Consider the following 21,044-nt stretch of genomic DNA (forward strand, 5'->3'; position numbering starts at 1 on the left):
GATTGCACAGGCCATGCTCGCAGCTGTGTGTCCCCCCGATTAAACCTTTTCCCCTACCCCATCCCCCGCATCGCCTCTATGCTTACCTGATGGAAAAATTAGCTGAACTCAAGCGCGCCAAGCTGCTGGCGCTGTCGCTGCTGCTGATTGCCGCAGCCACTTTTGTCATCACTCTGTTCCTGCCGCCCAGCCCGTGGGTGAGCGGGCTAAAGGCCATTTCCGAGGCGGCGATGGTCGGCGCGTTGGCCGACTGGTTCGCCGTGGTGGCGCTGTTTCGCCGTGTGCCGCTGCCGTTTATCTCGCGGCACACCGCGATTATCCCGCGCAATAAAGATCGGATTGGCGAAAACCTCGGGCGCTTTGTCGAAGAGAAATTCCTTGATACCCAGTCGCTGGTCGCGCTGATTCATCGCCATGAACCGGCGATGCTGATCGGCAAATGGTTCAGCCAGCCGGAGAACGCCCGGCGGGTCGGCGGGTATCTGATCCAGGGGATGAGCGGTTTCCTGGAACTGACCGACGATGCGCGCATCCAGGGGCTGTTACGCCGTGCGGTGCATAAGGCGATTGATAAAGTCGACCTTACCGGCACCAGCGCGCTGATGCTGGAAAGCATGACCAAAAACGATCGTCACCAGCAGCTACTGGATTCGCTGATTACTCAGTTGATCGCCCTGCTCCAGCGCGATAAAACCCGCGATTTTATTGCCCGGCAGATTGTCCACTGGCTGGAGACCGAGCATCCGCTGAAAGCCAAAATCTTGCCCACCGAGTGGTTGGGCGAGCACAGCGCGGAGCTGGTGTCCGATGCGGTGAATTCACTGCTGGATGATATCAGCGAGGATCGCGGCCATCAGATCCGCAAAGCCTTCGATCGCGCCACGTTGAAGCTGATCGACAACCTGAAAAGCGACCCGGAGATGGCGGAGAAAGCCAATAACATCAAGCGTTATCTCAAAAACGATGAGGCGTTTAACCGCTATCTCGGCGAGTTGTGGGGCGACCTGCGCCAGTGGCTAAAAGCCGATATGCAGTCAGATGATTCACGTGTTCAGCGACGCATCGCCGAAGCCGGTCAATGGTTTGGCGAAACCCTGGTGGCGGACAACGCGCTGCGCCATTCGCTCAACGAACATATGGAGCAGGCTGCGACCCGCGTTGCGCCAGATTTCGCCGCGTTTTTAACCCGTCACATCAGCGACACGGTGAAAAGCTGGGATGCGCGGGATATGTCGCGCCAGATCGAACTAAACATCGGCAAAGATTTGCAGTTTATCCGCATCAACGGGACGCTGGTGGGCGGTTGTATTGGCCTGGTGCTGTGGCTGCTGTCGCAGGTACCGGGATGGATGCAGGGCGCAGGATGGTGGTAGGCGACTCGCCCAAAACGCTCCCCTTTGCCAGAGGGGAGCCTGAACCTCTCTATTTAACCTCATTTAACTCATCGTTATAACTTTCCCGGGTCACGCACACGCAGACAATCGTAATCATTGCCATACAGGCCAGGAACAGCGAAATCGGCCATGACTGCCCGCCGGACCAGGCGATCAGCAGCGTGCCAATCATCGGGGTCAGGCCGCCGACGATGTTCGCCAGTTGGAAGCCAAGCGACACGCCGGTATAACGCACGCTGGTATCAAACAGTTCCGAGAAGAAAGCCGGCTGGACGCTGAACATCATCCCCAGCCCCACGGAATAACAGAACGTGGTGGCGAACATAAACATCTTCACCGAGCCGGAATCAATCATCCAGAACAGCGGGAAAGCGAAAATCAGCGTGATGGCCGCACCGGCAAGGTAAACCGGGCGGCGGCCAATTTTATCGGACAGCCAGCCGAAGAACGGGAAAGTGAAGATGCCAACAAAGCTCGCCAGTAGCAGGCCATTGAGCGCCGTTTCACGGGTGAAGTTCAGCTCGCGCGTCACGTATGACATAAAGAACGCCACCGTCAGCCAGCCCAATACGATTTCCCCCATACGCATCCCCATAGCCAGGAATACCGCGCGGCGATGATGCTTCAGCACCGTCAGAATGGGAAACTTCTGCTCCGCTGCTTTTGGCGCGTTCTGGCGCTGTTTCTGGTTTTCTTTGAACACCGGGGTTTCTTCAATTCGTGAGCGGATAAACATGCCGACGAACAGTAGTGCGATGCTTAGCAGGAACGGTACGCGCCAGCCCCAGGACATTAAATCCTCTTCCGGCAGCATCACCACCAGCGCAAAAACGGCGGTGGCGATAAACAGCCCCAGCACGTTGCCCAGCTGAACGAAGGTGCCGAAGAAGCCACGGCGGTTGCGCGGCGCGTATTCGGTGATAAGCGTGGTTGCCCCGCCCCACTCCCCGCCGATGGCGAAGCCCTGGCATAAGCGCAGGAAAATCAGGATCAGCGGCGCGGCGTTGCCGATGGTTTCGTAGCTGGGGATCAGGCCGATCAGGAACGTAGAGATACCCATGATCATCAGCGACAGCACCAGCGATTTTTTACGGCCAATTTTGTCGCCATAGTGACCAAACACGATAGCGCCAATCGGGCGGCTGACAAAGGTAATCGACAGCGTCAGGAAAGAGACAATCAGCGCCATCAGCGGCGACAGATTAGGGAAAAACAGCGACGGGAATACCAGCGCCGCCGCGGTGCCGTAGATAAAGAAGTCATAGAACTCAATGGTGGTGCCGGATAAACCGGACCCCAGTACGGTAATCAGCTTTTTTCTTTCCTGTGCCGGCAGAGCGAGCTGCTCGTCTTTCACAGAAGTTATGTCTGGCGAGGTAAGCATAGTCATCATTAAATCCTCTGTCCGCGATTGTTATTGTGTTATTGGTCTGCGCCTGGCGGGCGATGGTACAGGGGAAAATCGCTCGCAAGCTAACTCGAATTAGCTAATTATAGCAATCAGCAGATATTCTCAACGTTGATAAGCGAAGAGTGTGAGCAGGATCGGTTAAATTAACCACAACGCAACACTGCCGTCACACCTCACCATAAAATAATGCTTATTATTCAATTGAATAAAAAATCAATTTTGATGACCGTCACAAAACCCCGGCAAACAAATTGAGGCTGGCTTTTTTTTATCCTAATTTGCTAATTCGAGTTAGCCATGAGAGTTAACCAGAAATATCGGTGTTTAATGCGGTTAAATGGCCGGTCTGACCGGGTTTTCGCCGCGAAGCGCCACGCTGGACAACCCCTACAGGAGCCATTCCGATGTTGAATTTAACCCTTCCTGCGGATCAAGAAATCATCACGCCGCAAGCCGGTGAGGTCCTTATGGTGACCAATGCGGACTTACGCGAACCGGCGAACGTGACCTGCTGGCCGACGCAAAAATCCTTTGAACAGCGCCTCGAAGCCGCGCTGGAAAAACTGGGTTACCGCATGCGCCGCGCCCATCCGGTTAACGAAAGCCGGGGCCACGGCTTTATCAGCAGCCAGAAAGAAGGCAGCGATCTGTTCGCTCGCATCGACCCGGACGCGCCGGTGATCGTGCTGCTTACCGCCTGGCAATATTCTCACCATCTCGCTCCGTCGCTGGTGCACCATCGCGGGCCGATCCTGCTGCTCGCCAACTTCGACGGCACCTGGCCGGGTTTAGTCGGGATGCTGTGCATGGCGGGCAGCCTGACCAGCCTCGAGCGCAACTACTCCCGCCTGTGGTCGGAAACCTTCGACGACGACAATTTTATGCGCGGGCTGGATACCTGGCTGCGCGACGGCCATCTCAGCCACAAGCTCAGCTACCTGCGCCCGGTTCCGGCCAGTGCGCCGCTGCTGGCCAGTGAAGCCGGGCAGATCGGCGTCAAGGTGGGCCAGTCGATCCTCAAACATAAGGCGATTGTCGGCCTGTTCGACACCTTCTGCATGGGGATGATCAACGGCGTCTTCCCGCAGAAAGCGATGATCGACGTGGGGATCCCGGTGGAGTCGCTGTCGCAGTCGGCGCTGCTGGTAGAGATGAGCAAAGTGCCGCAGGCGCTGCGCGAGGCCTGCCTCGACTGGTACGAATCCCGGGGAATGCGCTTTAACTTTGGCACTCACAGCGCCGAAGAGCTCACCCGCGAGCAGGTGCTGGAGCAGTGCGCGATGATGATCGCCATGGCGCGTTTCGTGAAGCGCTTTGGGCTGTCGGCGGTGGGCGTACAGTACCAGCAGGGGCTGAAAGACAGCTGCGCCGCCTCCGATTTCGCCGAAGGGGCGATTGGCAACAGCGAGCGCTTCCCGATCCCCGATGAGCAGGGCGAGATTATCTGCCCCGACGCGCCGATCCCGTGCATTAACGAAGTCGACATGGGCAGCGCTATTCCGCAGGTGATGCTGGCGAAACTGCTCGGCGCGCTGGGTCTGGAAAGCGAAACCACCCTGCACGATATCCGCTGGGGCAGCGACTATAACGGCACCTTCTACTGGGACCTGGAAATCTCCGGTGCCGTACCGTTCGCCCATCTCAAAGGTGGCATCGCGGGTGCGACCGGTTACCGCCAGCCGCCGATGTTCTTCCCTTACGGCGGCTCCACTATCGCGGGCCAGGGCAAGGCCGGACGCTTTATCTGGGCGCGCGCCCACTATCAAGGCACCCGGGTCATTCTGCACGTCGGCACCGGTACGGCGGTGGAACTGCCGGAAGCGGAGTTCGAGCGCCGCCGCAACGCCACTAACTACCAATGGCCGCTGCTGAACGCGGTGCTCGACGGCGTGACGCGCGACGACCTCATGGCGGGCCACCAGAGTAACCACCTCAGCCTGGCTTACGTCGACGAGGCGCTGTTGCCGGAAGTGCTGACGGCTTTTGTGGCCCAGGCGCTGACGCAAAACATCCAGGTTTATCTGGCAGGCGATGCCCACCAGCTCGTGCAGTAACACTGACTCGCTTATGTAATTTTTACGTTGTTAGCGATCCTGGCAAACATCCGGTTTATCCGTCGCCTTAAAACAGGAGCGGAGCGACAGGTTCCTGTTCGGGCGCGCAATCCTGCCGCCCGGATAAGAGAGGATTTTATGTACCAGCAGCAACACATTGAATTTATTATCCAGAAGGCCAAAAAACGCCTCGATACTCAGGAAGCCCCCGGCTGCACCAAAGCGGGCTGGCTGATGATCACCGCTTTACTGATTGAGTCATGGGATATCTATTCCATGGCCTTTATTCTGTTCGCCCTGAAAGACATTTATGAGCCGAGCGCCTGGCTGCTCGGTTTTACCGCCGCCGGGACTCAACTGGGCGCGGTGGTGGGTGCCCTGCTCGGCGGGTGGCTGACCGATAAACTGGGCCGCCGCACCATCTTCCTGTGGTCGATGATCCTGTTCGCCATTTTCGCGGTGCTGCAGGGGCTGGCCCCCAATATGTACTGGCTGGCGATTATCCGCTGCCTCGCCGGGATCCCGGTGGGCGCTGACGTCGCCAACGGCTTTACCTACATCATGGAAGTGATGCCGAAAGGCAAACGCGAGGTGATGGCCAACCGCTGGCAGTTTATGTTCGCGCTGGGGATCATCGCCGCGATCCTGCTGGTCACCAGCCTGGTCGCGCTCGATGTTCATCCGGACTTGATCTGGCGTATCGTGCTGGCAGTCCCGGCGATCCCCGCCTGTCTGCTACTGTTTATGCGGCGCGAACTGCCGGAAACCCCGGCCTGGTTCGTGGAGCGGGGCCGTTTTATCGACGCGAAAAAGGCGTCCCGCGAATACTACGGCGAGCAGGAAGGCAAACTGCTGGACGATATCCTGCCCAACGAGAACGTTCACATTCCGCACCCAACCCTGAAAGAGACGCTGCACGATCTGTTCCGCCGCCCGTTCACCCGCCGCACCACGCTGTTCGGCTGGTTCTCCTGCGCGGTACAGTCGTTTGAAAACTATGCGTTTTCGTTCTATCTGCCGCTGATCCTCGCCACCATCGGCATCTCCGGGCAGATCCAGAACAACTTCGCTCTGCTGGCGGTGAACTGCATCGCCGCGCTGTCGGCGTTTGTCGGCCCGCTGCTGCTACCGAAGCTGGGCCATAAGGGGCTGAGTAAATACGGCTTCCTGCTGGTGACCATCGGCATTTCGATTTCGTCGTGGGGGGTGTACACCAGCAGCTTCGGGTTTATCACCTTCGGCGCGGCGCTGATGCTGTGGGGCCACTACTGGGATTCCGAAAGCGGCATGACGGTGATCTCCCTGGTGGCGAAACCGCGCTACCGCGGCGTGGCTTCCGGCATTGGCTACACCATCGTGAAGGTGACCGCGTTCGTCACTACCCTGGTGTTCCCGCCGCTGTTTGAAAAGCTCGGCGTGCCGCTGGCCTCGCTGATTATCGCCATCGCGCCGTTCTGCGCCTTCCTGGCCTCGATTTTCCTGCTGCCGGAAGTGTTCGGCCACGCGGTGGGCGATGAGCACGACCAGCCCGCTGCCGATCCCCATGAAATCCCGTTGCAGGGGCAGCAGTCCCCGGTTTCAACCTCAAAAAACTAACGCGCTCCCGACCGTGCGCCGCACAGCGGCCACGGTCATGAAAGAAGGATGATCATAATGAACAGCACCAAAATGCCCGTAATTGAAAATATCGAACTGATGACCGCCCGCGTTCCGCTGCCGGAAGGCCCGTGGGGCGACCAGATCCACCATGTCACCGATATCGAAGTGGCGATTGTCGACGTCTACGGCTCCAACGGCCACGTCGGCACCGGCTTCAGCCACACCTCCGGCTGGTGCGGCAAAACCATTTCCGCGCTGATCGCGGAAATCATTCCCGACGTCATCGGCCAGCCGCTGTCACCGCGCGGGCTGTGGCACCGTTCGTATAAATATATTCACGATGTCGGTGGCGCGGGCGTGACGACCCACGCCCTCGCGGCGCTGGATATCGCCTACTGGGACTTGCTCGGCAAAACCCTGAACGCCCCGATTGTCGACATCATCGGCAAGGTGCGCGACCGCGTTCCGCTGTACGGCAGCGGCATCAACCTGCATCTTTCCATCGAAGAAGTGATTGACCAGGTGAAACGCTGGAAAAGCACCGGCTACCTGGCGGCGAAAGTGAAAGTGGGTAAACCGACGCTGGAAGAGGATGTGGAACGCCTGCGTAAAATCCAGGAAGCGGTGCCGGGCTTCCCGCTGGCGGTGGACGCTAACCAGGGCTGGAATTTCCCGCAGGCGCTGCGCGCGTTCAAACTGTTCGAGCCGCTGAACCTGTTGTGGATTGAAGAACCGCTGCCGTCCGACGATATCACCGGGCACCTGAAACTGCGCGAACGCAGCACCACCCCCATCGCCCTGGGCGAAAACGTCTATAACTTAAACCAGTTCACGCAATATATTGAGAGTGGCTGCGCAGATTATGTGCAGGCGGATCTGGGGCGGGTGGGCGGCATCACTGGCTATCTCGACATTGCTGCCGTCGCCCGCGCCCATAACCTGCCGATGACCCCGCACTTTGTTATGGAGCTGAGCGCCAGCCTGCTGGCCACCGTGCCGAATATCTCGTATGCCGAAATGACCGACGGCGGGCGCTGGAAGGATCTGCGCATCATCGCCGAGGCAGGCGAAGAGAAGGACGGCTACTACGTGCCGAGCGACCGTCCGGGCCACGGCATCATTCTCGATCGTGACTACCTCGCCACACACAAAATCTAACAACGTATTGATGGGGAAAGAACAATGGAAGACAGCTTATTCTCGGTAAAAGACAAGATCATCATCGTCACCGGCGGCCTGGGGCAACTGGGCGCGCAGTACGTGAAGACGCTGCACGAGCGCGGCGCGAAGGTGGCGGCGCTGGCGACTCACGTTGACGCCGCGCGCGTGGACCGCGTGCTGGGGGCGATTAAAGATTCAGACCGTCTGCTGTGTGCCGAGGTTAACATTACCGACAAGGCCAGCATCAACCAGGTGCTGGATAAGATTGAAGCCAAATGGGGCGTGCCGGACGGGCTGGTAAATAACGCAGGCGTCGATACCCAGCCGAGCGCGCCGCCGGAAGTCTCCGGCCCGTTCGAGGAATTCCCGGAAGAGGTGTTCCGCGACGTGGTGGAAGTGAACCTGGTCGGTACCTTCCTGATGACTCAGCAGGTCGGCAAGCGGATGCGCCAGGCCGGGAAAGGCGGTTCGATCATCAACGTCGGCTCGATCTACGGGGTGGTCTCCCCGGTGCAGGACATTTACAGCTACAAAAAAGAGGATACCGGGATCCCGTTCGTCAAACCGGTGGCCTACTCGGCGGCGAAGTCCGGGCTGTATAACTTCACCCGCTACTGCGCCACCTACTGGGGCCGCGACGGCATACGCGTCAACACCCTGACGCTGTCTGGCGTGGAGCGCAGCGACCAGGATCCGCGTTTCCAGAAAAACTACACCAACCGCATTCCCATTGGCCGCATGGCGCAACCCCACGAATACAACGGCGCGGTGGTGTTCCTGCTTTCTGACGCATCTATCTATATGACCGGCTCCACCGTGACAGTGGATGGAGGCTGGACGGCATGGTAAGTGAAAAATGGCAGGCGTTTCGCGGCATTATCTCGGCGGTGATCACGCCGATGCACGCGGATGAATCGGTCAACTACGCGGCGCTGGAGACCCTGGCTCATGCCCAACTGGCGCGCGGCGTGGAAGGCTTTTACTGCTGTGGTTCCTCCGGGGAGGGGCCACTACTGCGCTTCGATGAGCGCAAGCAGGTGCTGTCGATGCTGGTGAACGCAGCGGCGGGTAAGGTGCCGGTGATCGCCCACGTCGGTACGCCGCGCACCCAGGATGCCGTCGAGCTGGCAAAAAGCGCCGAGCAGGACGGCGCCAGCGCGGTATCGCTGGTGCCGCCCTACTACTACAAATACAGCCGCGAGGAGATTATCGCCTACTATCGCCGGGTGCTGGACGCCATCTCCATCCCGGTGATCCTGTATAACATCCCGCAGTTTACCGGCGTGGAGCTGGACAGCCTGACCGCCGAAGCGCTGCTGGGCGATGAGCAGGTGCTGGGCGTCAAGCACACTTCGCATAACCTCTACTCGCTGGAACGGATGATCGCCCGCTACCCGGATAAAGTGTTCTTTAACGGCTTCGACGAGATCTTCCTGTCCAGCCTCTCCGCCGGGGCCACCGCCACCGTCGGCACCACGGTAAACCTGCAACCAGAGCTATTCCTGGCTCTGCGTAACGCGTTCCGGCAGGGGGATATCCCCAAAGCGCAGCGTTTGCAGCAGCAGATCAACGAGGTGGTAGAGAGCCTGGTAGCGCGCGGCGTATTCCAGTCAGCGAAATATCTGGCGGGTAAAGGCGTGGTGGATACCGGGCCGACCCGCGAGCCGTTTGTGGCGCTGACGGCAACGCAGCGCGAAGAGCTGGACGCGCTGCATCAGCGGTTGCAGGGGTATATCGCCGATGCCCGATAGCCTGATCTGCGCATCCCAACGCCTGAACGACAGCGCGGTGTGCCAGCGGCTGGCGCGCTTTTTACAGCAAACGGAAGCGGACCCACACACCGCCGGGCTGGCAGTTGCGGTGGTGGGCACGGATGGCGAGCTGATTGCCTTCGGCGCACACGCCCGCTGCCCCGCCCTGCCCCGCCAACTGGCGCAGCGCAAGGCCTGGAGCGCGTTGCGCTTTCGTCGCCCGACGGCGCGGCTGGCGCAAGAAGTCAGCGAGGGATCGCTTAAGCTTGAGATGTTTCACGATGTGCGTTTGCTGGCAATGCCCGGCGGCGCGCCAGTGATGGTGGATGGCCTGGCGATTGGCGGCGTGGGGATTAGCGGCCTGCCGCCAGCGCTGGACGCGGAACTGGCATTGCGCTTCGCTAACGAGCTTATCTGAGTGCCTCATCCGGGCGACCGGTTTGCGTCGCCCGGCCTTTGTTTACCCTCTGCGATTTTCCACAGACAACGGTCGGTGAATCAACGTCATCGGCACGGTGATTTTGACGTTGGTTTTATCCCCTTGCAGCTTCTGGCTCATCAGGTGAAACGCGTGCTGCGCCCAGGCATCCTCGTCCTGGCGCATCGACCAGACCGCGTTGGGCAGGAACCCCAGCATCTGATGTTCATCGAAGGTGCCGATAGAGATATCCGACGGGATATAGCCGTAGGCTTCACGTAATCCGCTCAACGTCCCTTCAAGGATGGGCAGCGACGAGGCGATAAACGCCTGCGGCGGATCGCGATGCTGTTTCAGAAAGTCGAGCATCAGCTGCTTGCCCTCTTCCTGGCGGTTATGGTTCGCGGAGAGCACCCAGTCCTGCCCGGCGGGCAGCTCGCTGAGATAGCCCTGCAAACGGCGCTGGATCGACGGTTGTTGGGTATCGCCCGCTATAAAAAACAGCGGCGACACGTCCAGCGCCTGGGTCATGGCCTGCACCAGCTTTTTGCTGCCGTTATAGTTGTCACTCACCACCAGCGAGGTTTCATCTTCCCCGAAGTCGCGGTCGAGGATCACCAGTGGCCGCTTGCGCGCTACCTTCTGGTGATGCAACTGGGTTTCCCGCGTCGAGGGCACCACGAACATCCCGTCAACGTTGCGCGCCAGCAGGCCTTCTACCAGGCTTTTCTCATGCTCGCTGTCGCTGTAAGTGCAGGCGATCATCAACTGATAACCCGCCTGGCGGCAGCAGGATTCAAGCTTTTCTGCAAGGGTGGAGAAAAACAGGTTCGATAAACGCGGCACCACCAGCCCTAAGGTTTCGGTTTTGTTCAGCTTCAGGCTGCGGGCGATATGGTTAACGACCAGGCCATTTTCAGCGATGTAATCGTTGATACGCTGCTGCGTTTTGGCGCTGATGCGGTACTGGTCGGCTTTGCCTCCCAGCACCAGGCGCACGGTGGTGATGGAGATATCCAGCGCTTTGGCGACTTGTTCAACGGTTTTAGCCATAAACTCTTCGTTTTCCATAGGGAGCGTAATGGGATAATTGTAAACTAATTCGAGTTAGCATGGGAGTGCGGGTGGTTATTTGTGAGGGTTAAAGCGGAAATTCAGGGAGTAAGCACTCCCTTAGATTTTGCCGTCGCACGTGCATTCCAGGCATTGGTAAACAGGATATTACCGTCATTGTGTAGCCATGTTTTTCATAACGTAGGTTTACGCTTATAAAACCACGGGGTTGGTCGCAGCAACGCCAGGAAGAACATTTTTTCATCAGTTGTTATCCCAAAAAGGAATAAAAACAGCATTTTTGCTTCCTTTTCGGGATCGGCCTTTTATTACAATGACTGAATGGGGTGTACTGGCACCCAGACATTTATTCATTTCTGTATATTTTAAGGTCACTTATGAAATCACTTCTTGCTGTTTTTACCGGACTTATTCTTCTCGCCGGCGGTTTTATGACAACAGCGCAGGCCACCGAGCAGGCACAACAGCGTCGTGAAGCCCGGGATACACGCCAGAACGCGCGTCAGGATGCACGCCAGGAGAAACGCGAATGCGTGGTCAGTAACGATAAAAGTAATCATGAATGTCGCCAGGATAAACGACAAAGCAAGCAGGATGGGCGTCAGGAAGCCAGAGATATCAAATACTAATTTGGCTGCATAACAAATGGCCCGATTCCCTCTTCTGGTATCGGGCCTCTAAACCTGTGGCGATTCATATTCCAATCCCTTGCATGAGAAGCGGTAGTCATTCAGGTAAGCGTCTGATTTAAAATAAAGCAGCTTCCGGTGCGGGACAAGGAGCAGTAAAAGTCACGCTGTTGTGGGTTTGCCGGTGATGATGCCGATGAAACCTTGTACCTGTTTTTGTTTGCGCGCTGATAATTTGCAGACCTGGCGTAGGGATTTTAATAGTTCAGGCTCTTCAGGGGCGGGCTGCCCGGCGGTTAATAGAATACAGCCGTTCATGACTTTTACATCGAAACCCTCATTATATCTTTCCCTGAGCAATACCAATCGTTACGCCTTTTTAAAGACTTCCGTCTGATGCCATTCAATGAATTTTTCATTTGGATAGTTTGATTTGCTCTGCGGCAAGGTAATGACCTTTTCTGCGTAATCCCAAAAGAGTTGTTGAACAACCGCGCTGGTGCCGTTCACGGCTTCTGATATCACGATCCGCATATTTTCATCCAGACCGATAGAACCGCGATCGAAGGCTTTGTGGTGGATAGCGCAAAGTGCTAATCCGTTCGGCACTTCACAAGGACCCTGATGTTGTTTCCAGCGAATATGCGCCGCTTCGAGGGCGATGGGCGCGTTGTCGTGCCGCATATTGAAGCCGCAAATAGCGCACTGATAGTTGTAGGCGCGCAACACCATCTGGCAGAACTTCGGATCGCGCTGGCTGAGGGTGTGCTGAATATCAAAACCCAGCTCGTCGGCGATATTGTTCTGAAGGCTGGCTGGGAAATGGGTTTCAAGAAGCTGGTTCGCCAGCGTGTCGATCAGTCTGGGTTTTTTAGTCAGCAGCGCGAAGTTCCCGGCGTCGAAACTACCTGAGACGTTGTGTTCGATCAGTTCGGCTTTCAGGCGGGCAGCAGAATTGCTTTCCATTGTCTGGCGATGGTGGCAGGAATTATCGTCATGATAGTGGTTTCTCGTTTGTTAAAACTACGCCAGCAACTTTTCAACAATGTTAGTCTGAGAATAAAGGTTTTCACAGCGCTTATGTACGCGATCCAGACGGGAATAAATTAGCGTTTGTGTATGACCGCTATCGCAGCCTGACAAATTCATTCCTTTGCGTCATGCCTGCCAGTAATACGACATGCTGGCGCCGGGCCCTCCCCTTCGGGATCACACTTTTCGTTCCCGGCTATTCACTTACCAAAAAGAGGTGTTATCATTTGCCTCGTCAATACCTTTCATCTCAACCCGAGGCTTTGATGCTGGAGAATGTCATTATCTGATAATCAGTTCCCCCGACCTTAACAGGCCGGACTGATTATCAATGCGCTGAAATCGAATGCGGACACCGCTGTGTGTTTGTACGTTTTGCACATGATGATGAAACAGGTTTTCCAGTATGAATTTATCCCGTCAGGAACAACGAACCTTACACGTTCTCGCCAAAGGTGGACGTATTGCGCACGTCCGCGATGCATCTGGCCGCGTCACTTCCGTTGAATGCTACAGCCGCGAAGGGCTTTTGCTCACCGACTGCACGCTCGCCGTCTTTAAAAAACTTAAAACCAAAAAGCTGATCAAATCCGTCAACGGTCAACCCTACCGCATTAATACCACCGGGCTGAACAATGTTCGTGCCCAGCCTGATAATCGATAAGGAGAGGATTATGGATATCCCACGTATTTTTACTATCAGCGAGAGTGAACACCGCATTCACAACCCCTTCACGCCAGAAAAATACGCCACGCTGGGTCGTGTGTTACGCATGAAGCAAGGTGCGCACATTCTCGATCTCGGCAGCGGCTCGGGAGAGATGTTGTGTACCTGGGCACGGGATCACTCCATTACCGGTGTCGGTATCGATATGAGCCAGTTGTTCAGCGAGCAGGCCAGACGCCGCGCCGAAGAGCTCGGCGTCAGCAACCGGGTTCAGTTCATACATAACGACGCCGCCGGGTATGTGGCAGAAGAAAAATGCGATGTGGCCGCCTGCGTCGGCGCGACATGGATTGCTGGTGGTTTTGCCGGGACGGTCGAACTGCTGGCTCAAAGCCTCAAACCGGGCGGGATCATGCTTATCGGCGAACCCTACTGGCGTCAGCTACCTGCGACAGAAGAGATTGCCCAGGCCTGCGGTGTCAGCTCGACAAGCGATTTCCTGACGCTGCCAGGGCTTGTCAGCGCGTTCGACGACCTCGGTTACGATGTAGTGGAAATGGTACTGGCAGATCAGGAAGGCTGGGACCGTTATGAGGCCGCGAAATGGCTGACTATGCGCCGCTGGCTGGAAGCCAATCCTGACGACGACTTCGCCGCCGAAGTCAGGGCCGAGCTAAACATCTCGCCGAAACGCCACGTGACCTACGCGAGAGAATACTTTGGCTGGGGCGTGTTCGCACTCATCGCCAGGTAATAACAGCTTCCCGGTATTTCTGAATGGAGATATCGGGGGCTTAGCCTTTGCTTTGATCTGATGCGTCACCTGCACGATACATATTCTGTATATTTATTAATCAGGACGTCACCATAAGGAGCATCATATGTCACAACATGAAGAAGGCCGGACTCGAACCGGCACGTATTTCTACGGTTGATTTTGAATCAAAAACAAGCAGATAAGATAACTAATTCATAAGTCAGCGTTTTTCATTAAGGCCTTTTAAAGTCAACAAGAAAGGCACTGGTTATGAAACACGCAAATCCCCCTGTTTTATCCACGCTCATCGCCGCGATCCTCTCTACCAAAGGCGGCGTAGCGAAAATCACGGATACCGCCAACCTTGGCGGCTGGCTCGCCGATCAGGGACTAAAAGTCCTGATGATTGACGCCGATATCCGTCAGCCAACCCTCAGCAGCTACTACCCTCTCGACTACGAGGCTCCCGGCGGGATCTACGAGCTTATCGCGCACAATGAGCTGGATCCCGCGATGATCGTCTCGCACACCGCCATTCCCGGTCTGGATATCATCATATCCAACGATCCGCGCGGCGAACTGATGAACCTGCTTCAGGCCGCGCCGGACGGCGTGATCCGTCTGCGCCATCTGGTACGCCAGATCCCCGGCTACGACATCATCCTGATCGATACCATCGGCGCACGCACCATCGCGCTGGAAATGGTCCTGCTGGCAAGCGATCTGGTGGTTTCTCCGGTGCTGCCGGAAATGCTCTCTGCACGCGAGTTCCTGCGCGGTACGCTGCAAATGTATCAGGATCTCCAGCCCTTTACCCGCTACGGCATCCCATTACCGCCACTGAAGGCCGTCATTAATAAACTCGACCACACCAACGATGCCCGCGAAATTCACCACAATCTGCTTCAGGTATTGCAGCATAAACAACAGGAGCAGGAGCTGCTGGTTCCTACCGATATCCTGACGACCCCGGTTTACGCCAGCGTGGCCTACCGCCGGGCGGCGTCGCTGGGAATGCCGGTGCATCGGCTGGATGCCGCCAGACCGAAAGGACGCACAACCCCCTGCGCTGCCGAAACTATGCGCTCGCTGGCCGAGGAACTGTTCCCACAGTTTATTTCTCTGCCATCCCTGAATAGGGAGGGCATCGCATGAAACGGAAAATCTGGCGGGCATTTTGCTCGTACTACGCCCAACAACCCTATGAAAAAGACGATGAAGTACTCGTGTACTTTGAAGCCGCCGACCGTGAAGAGGCGCGGGAAACCCTGCCGGTGTTAATGTCGCTGCTCTGGCATATCCCACCGGAAAAAGTGGACTGCTACAACCTGGAGGATGAAGACGAGCTACGTGATAACTCCGGCTCTCTGACCGCGCCCAGAGACTGGCCGCTGTTTGAAATCGGCTGGTCCAGCAACAAGCCGCTCTACTCCAGCGATTTACCGCTATTGCTGCTGCCACCGCATCAGCAAACCCGACTGTGGGAAGCCTTTCTGGCCTGTCAGGAGGGAAATCGCGATGAATAAGCGCAAACGGCCACAACCGCCCCACTCCGTCGAAGCGGAACAATCAGTGCTCGGCGGCCTGATGCTGGATAACGATCGCTGGGATGACGTCGCCACGCAGATTTCCGCGCAGGACTTCTTTATCTCCGCGCACCGCACTATATATAGCCATATGCAAACCCTGGTCGAACAAGGGAACCCTATCGACCTGATCACCCTGAGCGAATCGCTGGAACAGCAGGAACGGCTCGAACAGGTAGGTGGCTTCGCCTATCTGGCGGAGCTGTCAAAAAACACACCCAGCGCCGCCAATATCATTCCCTACGCGCAATACATTGCCAGCTACGGTGAACTGCGCCAGCTTCTGTTATTAGGCAATGAACTGAGCGATATGGCAGGCCAGCCGCGCAACAATGTGGCCGAAGTACTGGCCTTTGCTGAACAAAAGCTGTTTGCCATTGCCCGGTCGCATCAGGACGGCGGCCTGACCGATATCAGCGCCTGCTTTGACAACGTGCTGGCAGGCATCGCTCAACGCTATGAGGCTGAACGCGGTAGCCTCAGCGGCACACCGTCCGGGCTGGAACAGCTCGACGCCCTGACCTGCGGCTTCCAGCCTGCCGATCTGATTATCGCCGCCGCACGTCCTGCCGTGGGTAAAACCGCTTTCGCCCTGACGCTGTGCGTCAACGCGCTGATACGGCGCCCCACCCAGCCAGTGCAAATCTACAGCATGGAAATGTCGTCGGAGCAGTTACTACTGCGGCTGGTTTCTCTGCTTGGGCGCGTCTCACAAACGCGACTACGCAGCGGCGATCTCAGTGATGATGACTGGCAGCAGATCGGCATCAGCGCCAACATCCTGATGACAGAATGGAAAGATCGCCTGCTGATCGACGACTCCGGGATCCTCACTCCTTCCATTCTGCGCTGCCGCGCCAGACGATCGCTACGCCAGTATGGACTCCCTTCGCTGATCGTGGTTGATTACCTGCAACTAATGCGCAGCGGTGGCGCGGAAAACCGCAATCAGGAGATCTCGGCGATCTCCCGTTCGCTTAAGGCGCTGGCGAAAGAGTTAAGTTGCCCGGTACTGGCGCTGTCACAACTTAACCGGGCGCTGGAGTCACGCCTTAACAAGCGTCCCTGCAATGCCGATCTGCGCGATTCCGGTTCTATCGAACAGGATGCCGACGTCATCTTATTCCTCTATCGCGATGAACTGTACGACCCCAACACGCTGGATCGGGGCATTGCTGAAGTCATCGTCAGTAAACAGCGTAACGGCCCGGTCGGCACGGTTCGCACGCGATTTATCAGCGATCAGACTCGCTTTGAATCGCTCGCCCTGCGGGGAGGCGCATCATGAACACGAAACTGACGTCGCTGGAGCTTCAGTCCCGCCTGCTACAGGGTAATTTTGATCGGGAACGCTCGTCTGACGATCGCTTTGCCGAACCGCTAACTGAAACCGCAATGGTCGTGACGCTGGAGCAGCTCCGCCCTTACGATCTCAATCCTCGGCTGATGCGTAACCCCAATTATGACGATATCAAAGCCTCGATTCGCCAGCGTGGGCTGGACACGCCGCCGCCGATCACCCGTCGTCCCGATCAGGACTACTACATCATCGCCAACGGCGGCAATACACGCCTGTCGATCCTCAATGAGCTATGGCGCGAAACGCACGATGAACGGTTCTGGCGCATTCATTGCCTGTTCAAACCGTGGGGTGGAACGTCCGAACAGCCCGTGCTGGGCGAGCTGCGTTGCCTGATCGGCCACCTGGCAGAGAACGATCTGCACGGCAAACTCAGCTTTATCGAGCGAGCGCTGGGGATCAATAAAGCGCGGGAGCTGTACCAGCAGGTGGAGGAGTGCCAGCTCTCGCAGCGGGAACTGGCAGAGCACCTGAGAAACGATGGCTACCCGATCCACCAGTCGCATATCAGCCGGATGGAACAGACGCTTGAGTATCTGCTGCCCTGCATTCCTGAAGTGCTGTACGCCGGGATGGGCCGTCCGCAGGTGGAAAAACTGCTGTCCCTGCGGGCAGCGGCGCTGCAAAGCTGGCAACGCCATGCTAGCGGGGATACAGGTTCCTTTGAGAGTCTCTTTTCCTCTGCGCTGTCGCTGTTCAACGATCAGCCTGAAGACTTCTTTATAGAACGGGTACAGGATGAGCTGCTGGGGCTGATGAGCCAGGCTCTGAATGTTGATTACAACCTGTTGTTGCTGGACGTCGATCCTTCAGAGCAGAAGCGCCAGGCCGTACTCGGCCCCACGCCGGAGCCGCCGCCTTATGTCCCTCCCGATGAACCCGAACCGCGCCCTGCTGCACGCAGGCGTAAACCAGACGAAGGCGAAATGCGTGGGGGAACGGTTATTCCACCGCCGGAGTCAATGCCAGATGCCTCACCGCTGTGCGAAGGCAATGAACCTATTACGGATATCTGGCGTATTTCACCGCTCTTTGACTCAACCGAAGCATTACAGTCGATAAGCGATCGGCTGGCATGGGATCTGGCAGAGTGTTGCGGTATCGAAGATCGGGTGATCGCGGATAACGATGACGACGGTGTTGGCTACCGACTCAATACGCTCGATCCTGACCACCCCATGTTTTCCCGGCCACAGTCCCGCGCCTGCTGGGCGCTGCTGGCGGCGCTCAATGATATCCCTCTGACAGGAGAGCTGTCCGCCGCACTGACACCCGCCCTGTTTATTCGACGCGATGCGGGCGGTTTCTTCTTCAGCGATCTGTTTCTTATTAAAGCATTCCGGCTGATCCGTATTGTCCGCCGGATCAGAGAATTACAGCAGGAGGCACGCCATGATGCCGACAATTAACCAGGCCGTTTTGTCACAGGTGATACAGGAACTAAAAGACGGCAACGTGCGCTATTGCGAAGCGCTGGGCTTTGATCGCGAGGAACTGAACGAACTGAACTCCCTGACCTTTGAAGAGCTGATGCATCTGGGCAACACCTCAGCGCAGTTTCTGAAAATCACCATCAACCATGACGTGCTGCGCAAAATGCTGATCCAGGTACGGCAGGAACAAAAATTTCAGCAGATAGTCGGCCAGGCGGTACAACTGGGCGGCTCCATCGCCCTGATTAGCCACTATTTCGGTATCTCGACCGCTGAAATCAGCGCCCGCCGCCGATTACTGGGGATCCATGTTCGCCAAGGGCGCAACCAGGTTCCCGGCGAGGAGGAAGAAGCCGCGCTTTGGAACCGCTGGCAGGAGGTCAAAGTGGATAACCTGGACTCCATACAGGCGCTGGAAGCTATGATGCTGCTGGCTCAGGAACGTTCGCTCTCGCTTACCGTAGTCTGGAACCTGATCCGACAATGGGAAACGAGCTGAGTAACCCATGGGGAACATCATGACACCGTACATTCAGGCGCTGATCGACACGACCGGCGACAGGCTTCAGCAGCGAATGCAGAAGGATCCGTCTACCACCTCCGACAGCCTGCTGTTTATGGGCAACGCGCATGACACCGTTCCGCGTCGCTTATTGCAGGATCCATTGTTATCGCCCAGAGATAAATTTGCCTGGCAGGTGATCCGGATGCAGGCGCAGGAGAACGGCGGCGCGGTGTTCCCCTCCTACAGCGAATTGCAGGTGCATCTTTCTAACCGCCCATTGGACGAAAAAGCCTCGCGCAGCACCGTCAGCCGGGCATTACTGATGCTGCGCCTGACGCGCTGGCTAAGCCTGTGCCACAAAGCGCGGGATCGCGTTTCCGGTCGTATTCTGGGCAATATCTACGCCCTGCACGATGAACCGCTCACCGTGCTGGACGCCGTGCGTTTTGATGCCAGCTATCTGCATCTGCTGGAGCAATGCTCGCGGCACGAGAACAAAACCATCCGCGCCACCGCGCAGGGCATTCTGTATGACATTCGCCAGGATACCAGCCTGCGCTACTTATCATCGCGCATTGATCTGCTGGAAGAACGCGCCCGTTGGCAACAGCGCCAGTCCTCTGAGGAGACTAAGCCCAAAACGTCCGGTCTCAATACGGTACCGGGTGGAATTTTACCAGGTACCAAACCGGGACTAAGCCGGAAACCGGGGCCTGGCGGCTTAGTCTCAAATCAGGACCAGGCTTCTGTACGTATTGTATCTACAGATATTTGTAATAGTACTACCGCGCGCGCGAACGACTCACCGCCTAACTGGCCGCCAGAAATCCCACTGACGCATCCCGAAAAACAGCTTGTCCTGCAGGCGATGAAGAACATGCCATCCGCATTGCGCCAGGACGTGCTTGATGACGCGGCCCGGCGCATCGCTCGCGGCGGCGTACAAAACCCACTCGCCTACCTGCTGGCTACGCTGCGCAAGGCGCAGGACGGCGAGTTTAATCAGTATCGACGGGATAAACCTGCGCTGCCGGAGTTTGTGCCGCCTGTGGTTCCCGAGCCAGAAGAACCGGTACAGCCGCGCAAAAAGCGAGATATCAGTAAGTTGGTTGCGGAGATCCGGGCGCAGTGTCTGGGGAGTGTCTGATGTTGTGACGGCTTTATCGATTTCTGCCCATATGTTTATAAAAACCGTTTTTATCGACATATGGTCGGAACATGTCGATGCCATAAACATATTTCGGCTATATGTTTAAAAAAATGCATTTTATCGACATATTTCCAGATGCTTGATTTGGGATGCCTGCGTTGTCAGTAGGAGTTAATGGATAAGAAGTACCCCATTTTTGATGTTTTTACAGCTTATAGGCTGTTTTTAGCCATTACAGCCTACAGGCTGTAAAAGCCGATGCCTTCATGCTTTTCAGCTGCATAGTTTAAAAAAATGACAATACAGGTACTTTTAGTACCTAAAAACGAAATAATTTAAACTATCCGGCTGCACAACATCGATATGGAAACCGTGCTGATGCCACTGGCATCACAGCAACGCCTATCAATTTATCACCAATCAATAGGCAAAAGGGTGATGCCAGTGGCATCAAAATTTACAGCTATAGAGAGTATTTCCAGAAGTACCACCCAATATCCGGATGACAAAATCATTGTGAATCTGGAAAAACTACCGGTTGGCGAGGCTTACGCAACACTGTGCCATCGAGGCCTGAATAACGCGGTTCTTCTTTTGCTTCATCGGACAATCGCACTACATTTCCATCAATCAATAAATGACCCCGGTCCATCAGAGTGTGTAAATCAGCTGCCAGGCACAAGCCATTTTCAACGGTCGGCGCTCCTCCACTTGCATGGCTGATAATATGTGCCGCTTCCAGCGCTAACCCTGTCCCTGTAATAGCACAACGATTGTCCCAGTTAGTCATAACCCGAGAGCGAAAGACCCCTTGAGCTGGACGAATTTTCACTCGGGTATATTTTATTTCCTGCTTTTCAAAATGAGGTATATCCAGGCGTTGACGTGCAAGCTCAGCCTTATACTCTGAATACAACTGTCCATTACCTAAGTTATCGTGACCTGCCCCCAGTATTAAACACAATCGCCAGTTAGTAATGTCGGTTTGTTTACCTTCAATTTTTCCATTTCGCCAGCCCGCTGCAAATTCCGCTGGCGTCCGATAATTCAGTGAGGAATGAGG

General features: G+C 56.4%; 19 protein-coding genes and 3 pseudogenes. 17 read left to right on the forward strand and 5 right to left on the reverse strand.

All coding sequences use genetic code 11. From position 1 onward, the window contains the following. The first annotated feature begins 89 nt into the window (after positions 1-89). The gene (locus tag FHW74_RS10335) at positions 90-1,373 is read left to right on the forward strand and encodes a DUF445 domain-containing protein (protein WP_183170347.1); all 1,284 of its coding nucleotides are present in this window, start codon (positions 90-92) and stop codon (positions 1,371-1,373) included. A gap of 49 nt (positions 1,374-1,422) precedes the next feature. On the opposite strand, the gene FHW74_RS10340 is transcribed toward FHW74_RS10335, so the two are convergent. Further along, positions 1,423-2,784 (reverse strand): MFS transporter, encoded by a 1,362-nt coding sequence (locus FHW74_RS10340; protein ID WP_183170348.1) that lies wholly within the window; start codon positions 2,782-2,784, stop codon positions 1,423-1,425. 425 nt (positions 2,785-3,209) lie between these two features. Between FHW74_RS10340 and FHW74_RS10345 the strand changes: the two genes are divergently transcribed. The 6 genes from FHW74_RS10345 (at position 3,210) to FHW74_RS10370 (ending at position 9,788) form a co-directional block, all read left to right on the forward strand. Beyond that, positions 3,210-4,859 carry a signal transduction protein gene (locus tag FHW74_RS10345; RefSeq protein WP_183170349.1) on the forward strand — a complete coding sequence of 550 codons (1,650 nt, stop codon included), beginning with the start codon at positions 3,210-3,212 and terminating at the stop codon, positions 4,857-4,859. A gap of 138 nt (positions 4,860-4,997) precedes the next feature. Continuing rightward, positions 4,998-6,455 (forward strand): MFS transporter, encoded by a 1,458-nt coding sequence (locus FHW74_RS10350; RefSeq protein ID WP_183170350.1) that lies wholly within the window; start codon positions 4,998-5,000, stop codon positions 6,453-6,455. Between the two features lie 57 nt (positions 6,456-6,512). Next, on the forward strand, positions 6,513-7,616 hold the full coding sequence (locus FHW74_RS10355; RefSeq protein WP_183170351.1) for a mandelate racemase/muconate lactonizing enzyme family protein: 1,104 nt from the start codon (positions 6,513-6,515) through the stop codon (positions 7,614-7,616). Positions 7,617-7,640: 24 nt separating this feature from the next. Continuing rightward, positions 7,641-8,468: an SDR family oxidoreductase gene (locus FHW74_RS10360; RefSeq protein ID WP_183170352.1), complete on the forward strand. Its 828-nt coding sequence runs from the start codon at positions 7,641-7,643 to the stop codon at positions 8,466-8,468. Beyond that, complete coding sequence (locus tag FHW74_RS10365) at positions 8,462-9,370, forward strand: dihydrodipicolinate synthase family protein (protein ID WP_183170353.1); 909 nt, start codon at positions 8,462-8,464, stop codon at positions 9,368-9,370. Before FHW74_RS10360 ends, FHW74_RS10365 begins: the two co-directional genes overlap by 7 nt. After that, positions 9,360-9,788 (forward strand): heme-binding protein, encoded by a 429-nt coding sequence (locus FHW74_RS10370; protein ID WP_183170354.1) that lies wholly within the window; start codon positions 9,360-9,362, stop codon positions 9,786-9,788. Before FHW74_RS10365 ends, FHW74_RS10370 begins: the two co-directional genes overlap by 11 nt. Positions 9,789-9,830: 42 nt before the next feature. On the opposite strand, the gene FHW74_RS10375 is transcribed toward FHW74_RS10370, so the two are convergent. Then, positions 9,831-10,841 carry a LacI family DNA-binding transcriptional regulator gene (locus tag FHW74_RS10375; protein ID WP_183170355.1) on the reverse strand — a complete coding sequence of 337 codons (1,011 nt, stop codon included), beginning with the start codon at positions 10,839-10,841 and terminating at the stop codon, positions 9,831-9,833. A 452-nt stretch (positions 10,842-11,293) separates the two neighbouring features. Here FHW74_RS10375 and FHW74_RS10380 point away from each other — a divergent pair, with 452 nt between their 5' ends. After that, entirely contained in the window at positions 11,294-11,491 is a 198-nt protein-coding gene (locus FHW74_RS10380) for a hypothetical protein (protein WP_221192298.1), read from the forward strand. 162 nt (positions 11,492-11,653) lie between these two features. Here FHW74_RS10380 and FHW74_RS10385 read toward each other — a convergent pair. Both FHW74_RS10385 and FHW74_RS10390 read right to left on the reverse strand, forming a co-directional pair. Then, positions 11,654-11,821 (reverse strand): annotated as a pseudogene (locus FHW74_RS10385) (hypothetical protein); the annotation flags it as partial. A gap of 39 nt (positions 11,822-11,860) precedes the next feature. Then, a pseudogene (locus FHW74_RS10390) lies at positions 11,861-12,430 on the reverse strand (phosphorothioated DNA-binding restriction endonuclease); the annotation flags it as partial. Here FHW74_RS10390 and FHW74_RS22855 point away from each other — a divergent pair. The 9 genes and pseudogenes from FHW74_RS22855 to FHW74_RS10430 all read left to right on the forward strand — a co-directional run. Further along, a pseudogene (locus FHW74_RS22855) lies at positions 12,428-12,601 on the forward strand (hypothetical protein); the annotation flags it as partial. The pseudogenes FHW74_RS10390 and FHW74_RS22855 sit on opposite strands and share 3 nt — an antisense overlap. A gap of 328 nt (positions 12,602-12,929) precedes the next feature. Then, positions 12,930-13,187: a YjhX family toxin gene (locus tag FHW74_RS10395; RefSeq protein ID WP_014830811.1), complete on the forward strand. Its 258-nt coding sequence runs from the start codon at positions 12,930-12,932 to the stop codon at positions 13,185-13,187. Between the two features lie 10 nt (positions 13,188-13,197). Continuing rightward, entirely contained in the window at positions 13,198-13,944 is a 747-nt protein-coding gene (locus FHW74_RS10400; RefSeq protein ID WP_183170358.1) for a cyclopropane-fatty-acyl-phospholipid synthase family protein, read from the forward strand. A 273-nt stretch (positions 13,945-14,217) separates the two neighbouring features. Then, complete coding sequence (locus tag FHW74_RS10405) at positions 14,218-15,102, forward strand: ParA family protein (protein ID WP_183170359.1); 885 nt, start codon at positions 14,218-14,220, stop codon at positions 15,100-15,102. Then, positions 15,099-15,473 carry a hypothetical protein gene (locus FHW74_RS10410; protein ID WP_098143573.1) on the forward strand — a complete coding sequence of 125 codons (375 nt, stop codon included), beginning with the start codon at positions 15,099-15,101 and terminating at the stop codon, positions 15,471-15,473. The genes FHW74_RS10405 and FHW74_RS10410 overlap by 4 nt, the downstream gene beginning before the upstream one ends. Further along, a complete protein-coding gene (gene dnaB / locus FHW74_RS10415; protein ID WP_183170360.1) occupies positions 15,466-16,821 on the forward strand; it encodes a replicative DNA helicase in 1,356 nt (451 codons plus the stop codon). The genes FHW74_RS10410 and dnaB overlap by 8 nt, the downstream gene beginning before the upstream one ends. Further along, positions 16,818-18,302: a ParB family protein gene (locus FHW74_RS10420; protein WP_183170361.1), complete on the forward strand. Its 1,485-nt coding sequence runs from the start codon at positions 16,818-16,820 to the stop codon at positions 18,300-18,302. Before dnaB ends, FHW74_RS10420 begins: the two co-directional genes overlap by 4 nt. After that, positions 18,286-18,825, forward strand: coding sequence for a DUF2857 domain-containing protein (locus FHW74_RS10425; protein WP_180233342.1), 540 nt, complete (start codon positions 18,286-18,288; stop codon positions 18,823-18,825). Before FHW74_RS10420 ends, FHW74_RS10425 begins: the two co-directional genes overlap by 17 nt. A 19-nt stretch (positions 18,826-18,844) precedes the next feature. Next, positions 18,845-19,978 (forward strand): STY4528 family pathogenicity island replication protein, encoded by a 1,134-nt coding sequence (locus FHW74_RS10430; protein ID WP_183170362.1) that lies wholly within the window; start codon positions 18,845-18,847, stop codon positions 19,976-19,978. 514 nt (positions 19,979-20,492) lie between these two features. Here the strand turns inward: FHW74_RS10430 and FHW74_RS10435 are convergent. Beyond that, on the reverse strand, positions 20,493-21,044 hold a 552-nt coding region (locus tag FHW74_RS10435; RefSeq protein WP_183170363.1), incomplete at its 5' end, for an HNH endonuclease.

It is taken from the genome of Atlantibacter sp. RC6, from assembly GCF_014193285.1.
Classification (GTDB): Bacteria; Pseudomonadota; Gammaproteobacteria; order Enterobacterales; family Enterobacteriaceae; genus Atlantibacter.

Coding starts and splice junctions, on each gene's coding strand:
- FHW74_RS10335 (WP_183170347.1), top strand. CDS start 90: ATGGAAAAATTAGCTGAACTCAAGCGCGCCAAGCTGCTGGCGCTGTCG.
- FHW74_RS10340 (WP_183170348.1), bottom strand. CDS start 2,784: ATGACTATGCTTACCTCGCCAGACATAACTTCTGTGAAAGACGAGCAG.
- FHW74_RS10345 (WP_183170349.1), top strand. CDS start 3,210: ATGTTGAATTTAACCCTTCCTGCGGATCAAGAAATCATCACGCCGCAA.
- FHW74_RS10350 (WP_183170350.1), top strand. CDS start 4,998: ATGTACCAGCAGCAACACATTGAATTTATTATCCAGAAGGCCAAAAAA.
- FHW74_RS10355 (WP_183170351.1), top strand. CDS start 6,513: ATGAACAGCACCAAAATGCCCGTAATTGAAAATATCGAACTGATGACC.
- FHW74_RS10360 (WP_183170352.1), top strand. CDS start 7,641: ATGGAAGACAGCTTATTCTCGGTAAAAGACAAGATCATCATCGTCACC.
- FHW74_RS10365 (WP_183170353.1), top strand. CDS start 8,462: ATGGTAAGTGAAAAATGGCAGGCGTTTCGCGGCATTATCTCGGCGGTG.
- FHW74_RS10370 (WP_183170354.1), top strand. CDS start 9,360: ATGCCCGATAGCCTGATCTGCGCATCCCAACGCCTGAACGACAGCGCG.
- FHW74_RS10375 (WP_183170355.1), bottom strand. CDS start 10,841: ATGGCTAAAACCGTTGAACAAGTCGCCAAAGCGCTGGATATCTCCATC.
- FHW74_RS10380 (WP_221192298.1), top strand. CDS start 11,294: ATGACAACAGCGCAGGCCACCGAGCAGGCACAACAGCGTCGTGAAGCC.
- FHW74_RS10395 (WP_014830811.1), top strand. CDS start 12,930: ATGAATTTATCCCGTCAGGAACAACGAACCTTACACGTTCTCGCCAAA.
- FHW74_RS10400 (WP_183170358.1), top strand. CDS start 13,198: ATGGATATCCCACGTATTTTTACTATCAGCGAGAGTGAACACCGCATT.
- FHW74_RS10405 (WP_183170359.1), top strand. CDS start 14,218: ATGAAACACGCAAATCCCCCTGTTTTATCCACGCTCATCGCCGCGATC.
- FHW74_RS10410 (WP_098143573.1), top strand. CDS start 15,099: ATGAAACGGAAAATCTGGCGGGCATTTTGCTCGTACTACGCCCAACAA.
- dnaB (WP_183170360.1), top strand. CDS start 15,466: ATGAATAAGCGCAAACGGCCACAACCGCCCCACTCCGTCGAAGCGGAA.
- FHW74_RS10420 (WP_183170361.1), top strand. CDS start 16,818: ATGAACACGAAACTGACGTCGCTGGAGCTTCAGTCCCGCCTGCTACAG.
- FHW74_RS10425 (WP_180233342.1), top strand. CDS start 18,286: ATGATGCCGACAATTAACCAGGCCGTTTTGTCACAGGTGATACAGGAA.
- FHW74_RS10430 (WP_183170362.1), top strand. CDS start 18,845: ATGACACCGTACATTCAGGCGCTGATCGACACGACCGGCGACAGGCTT.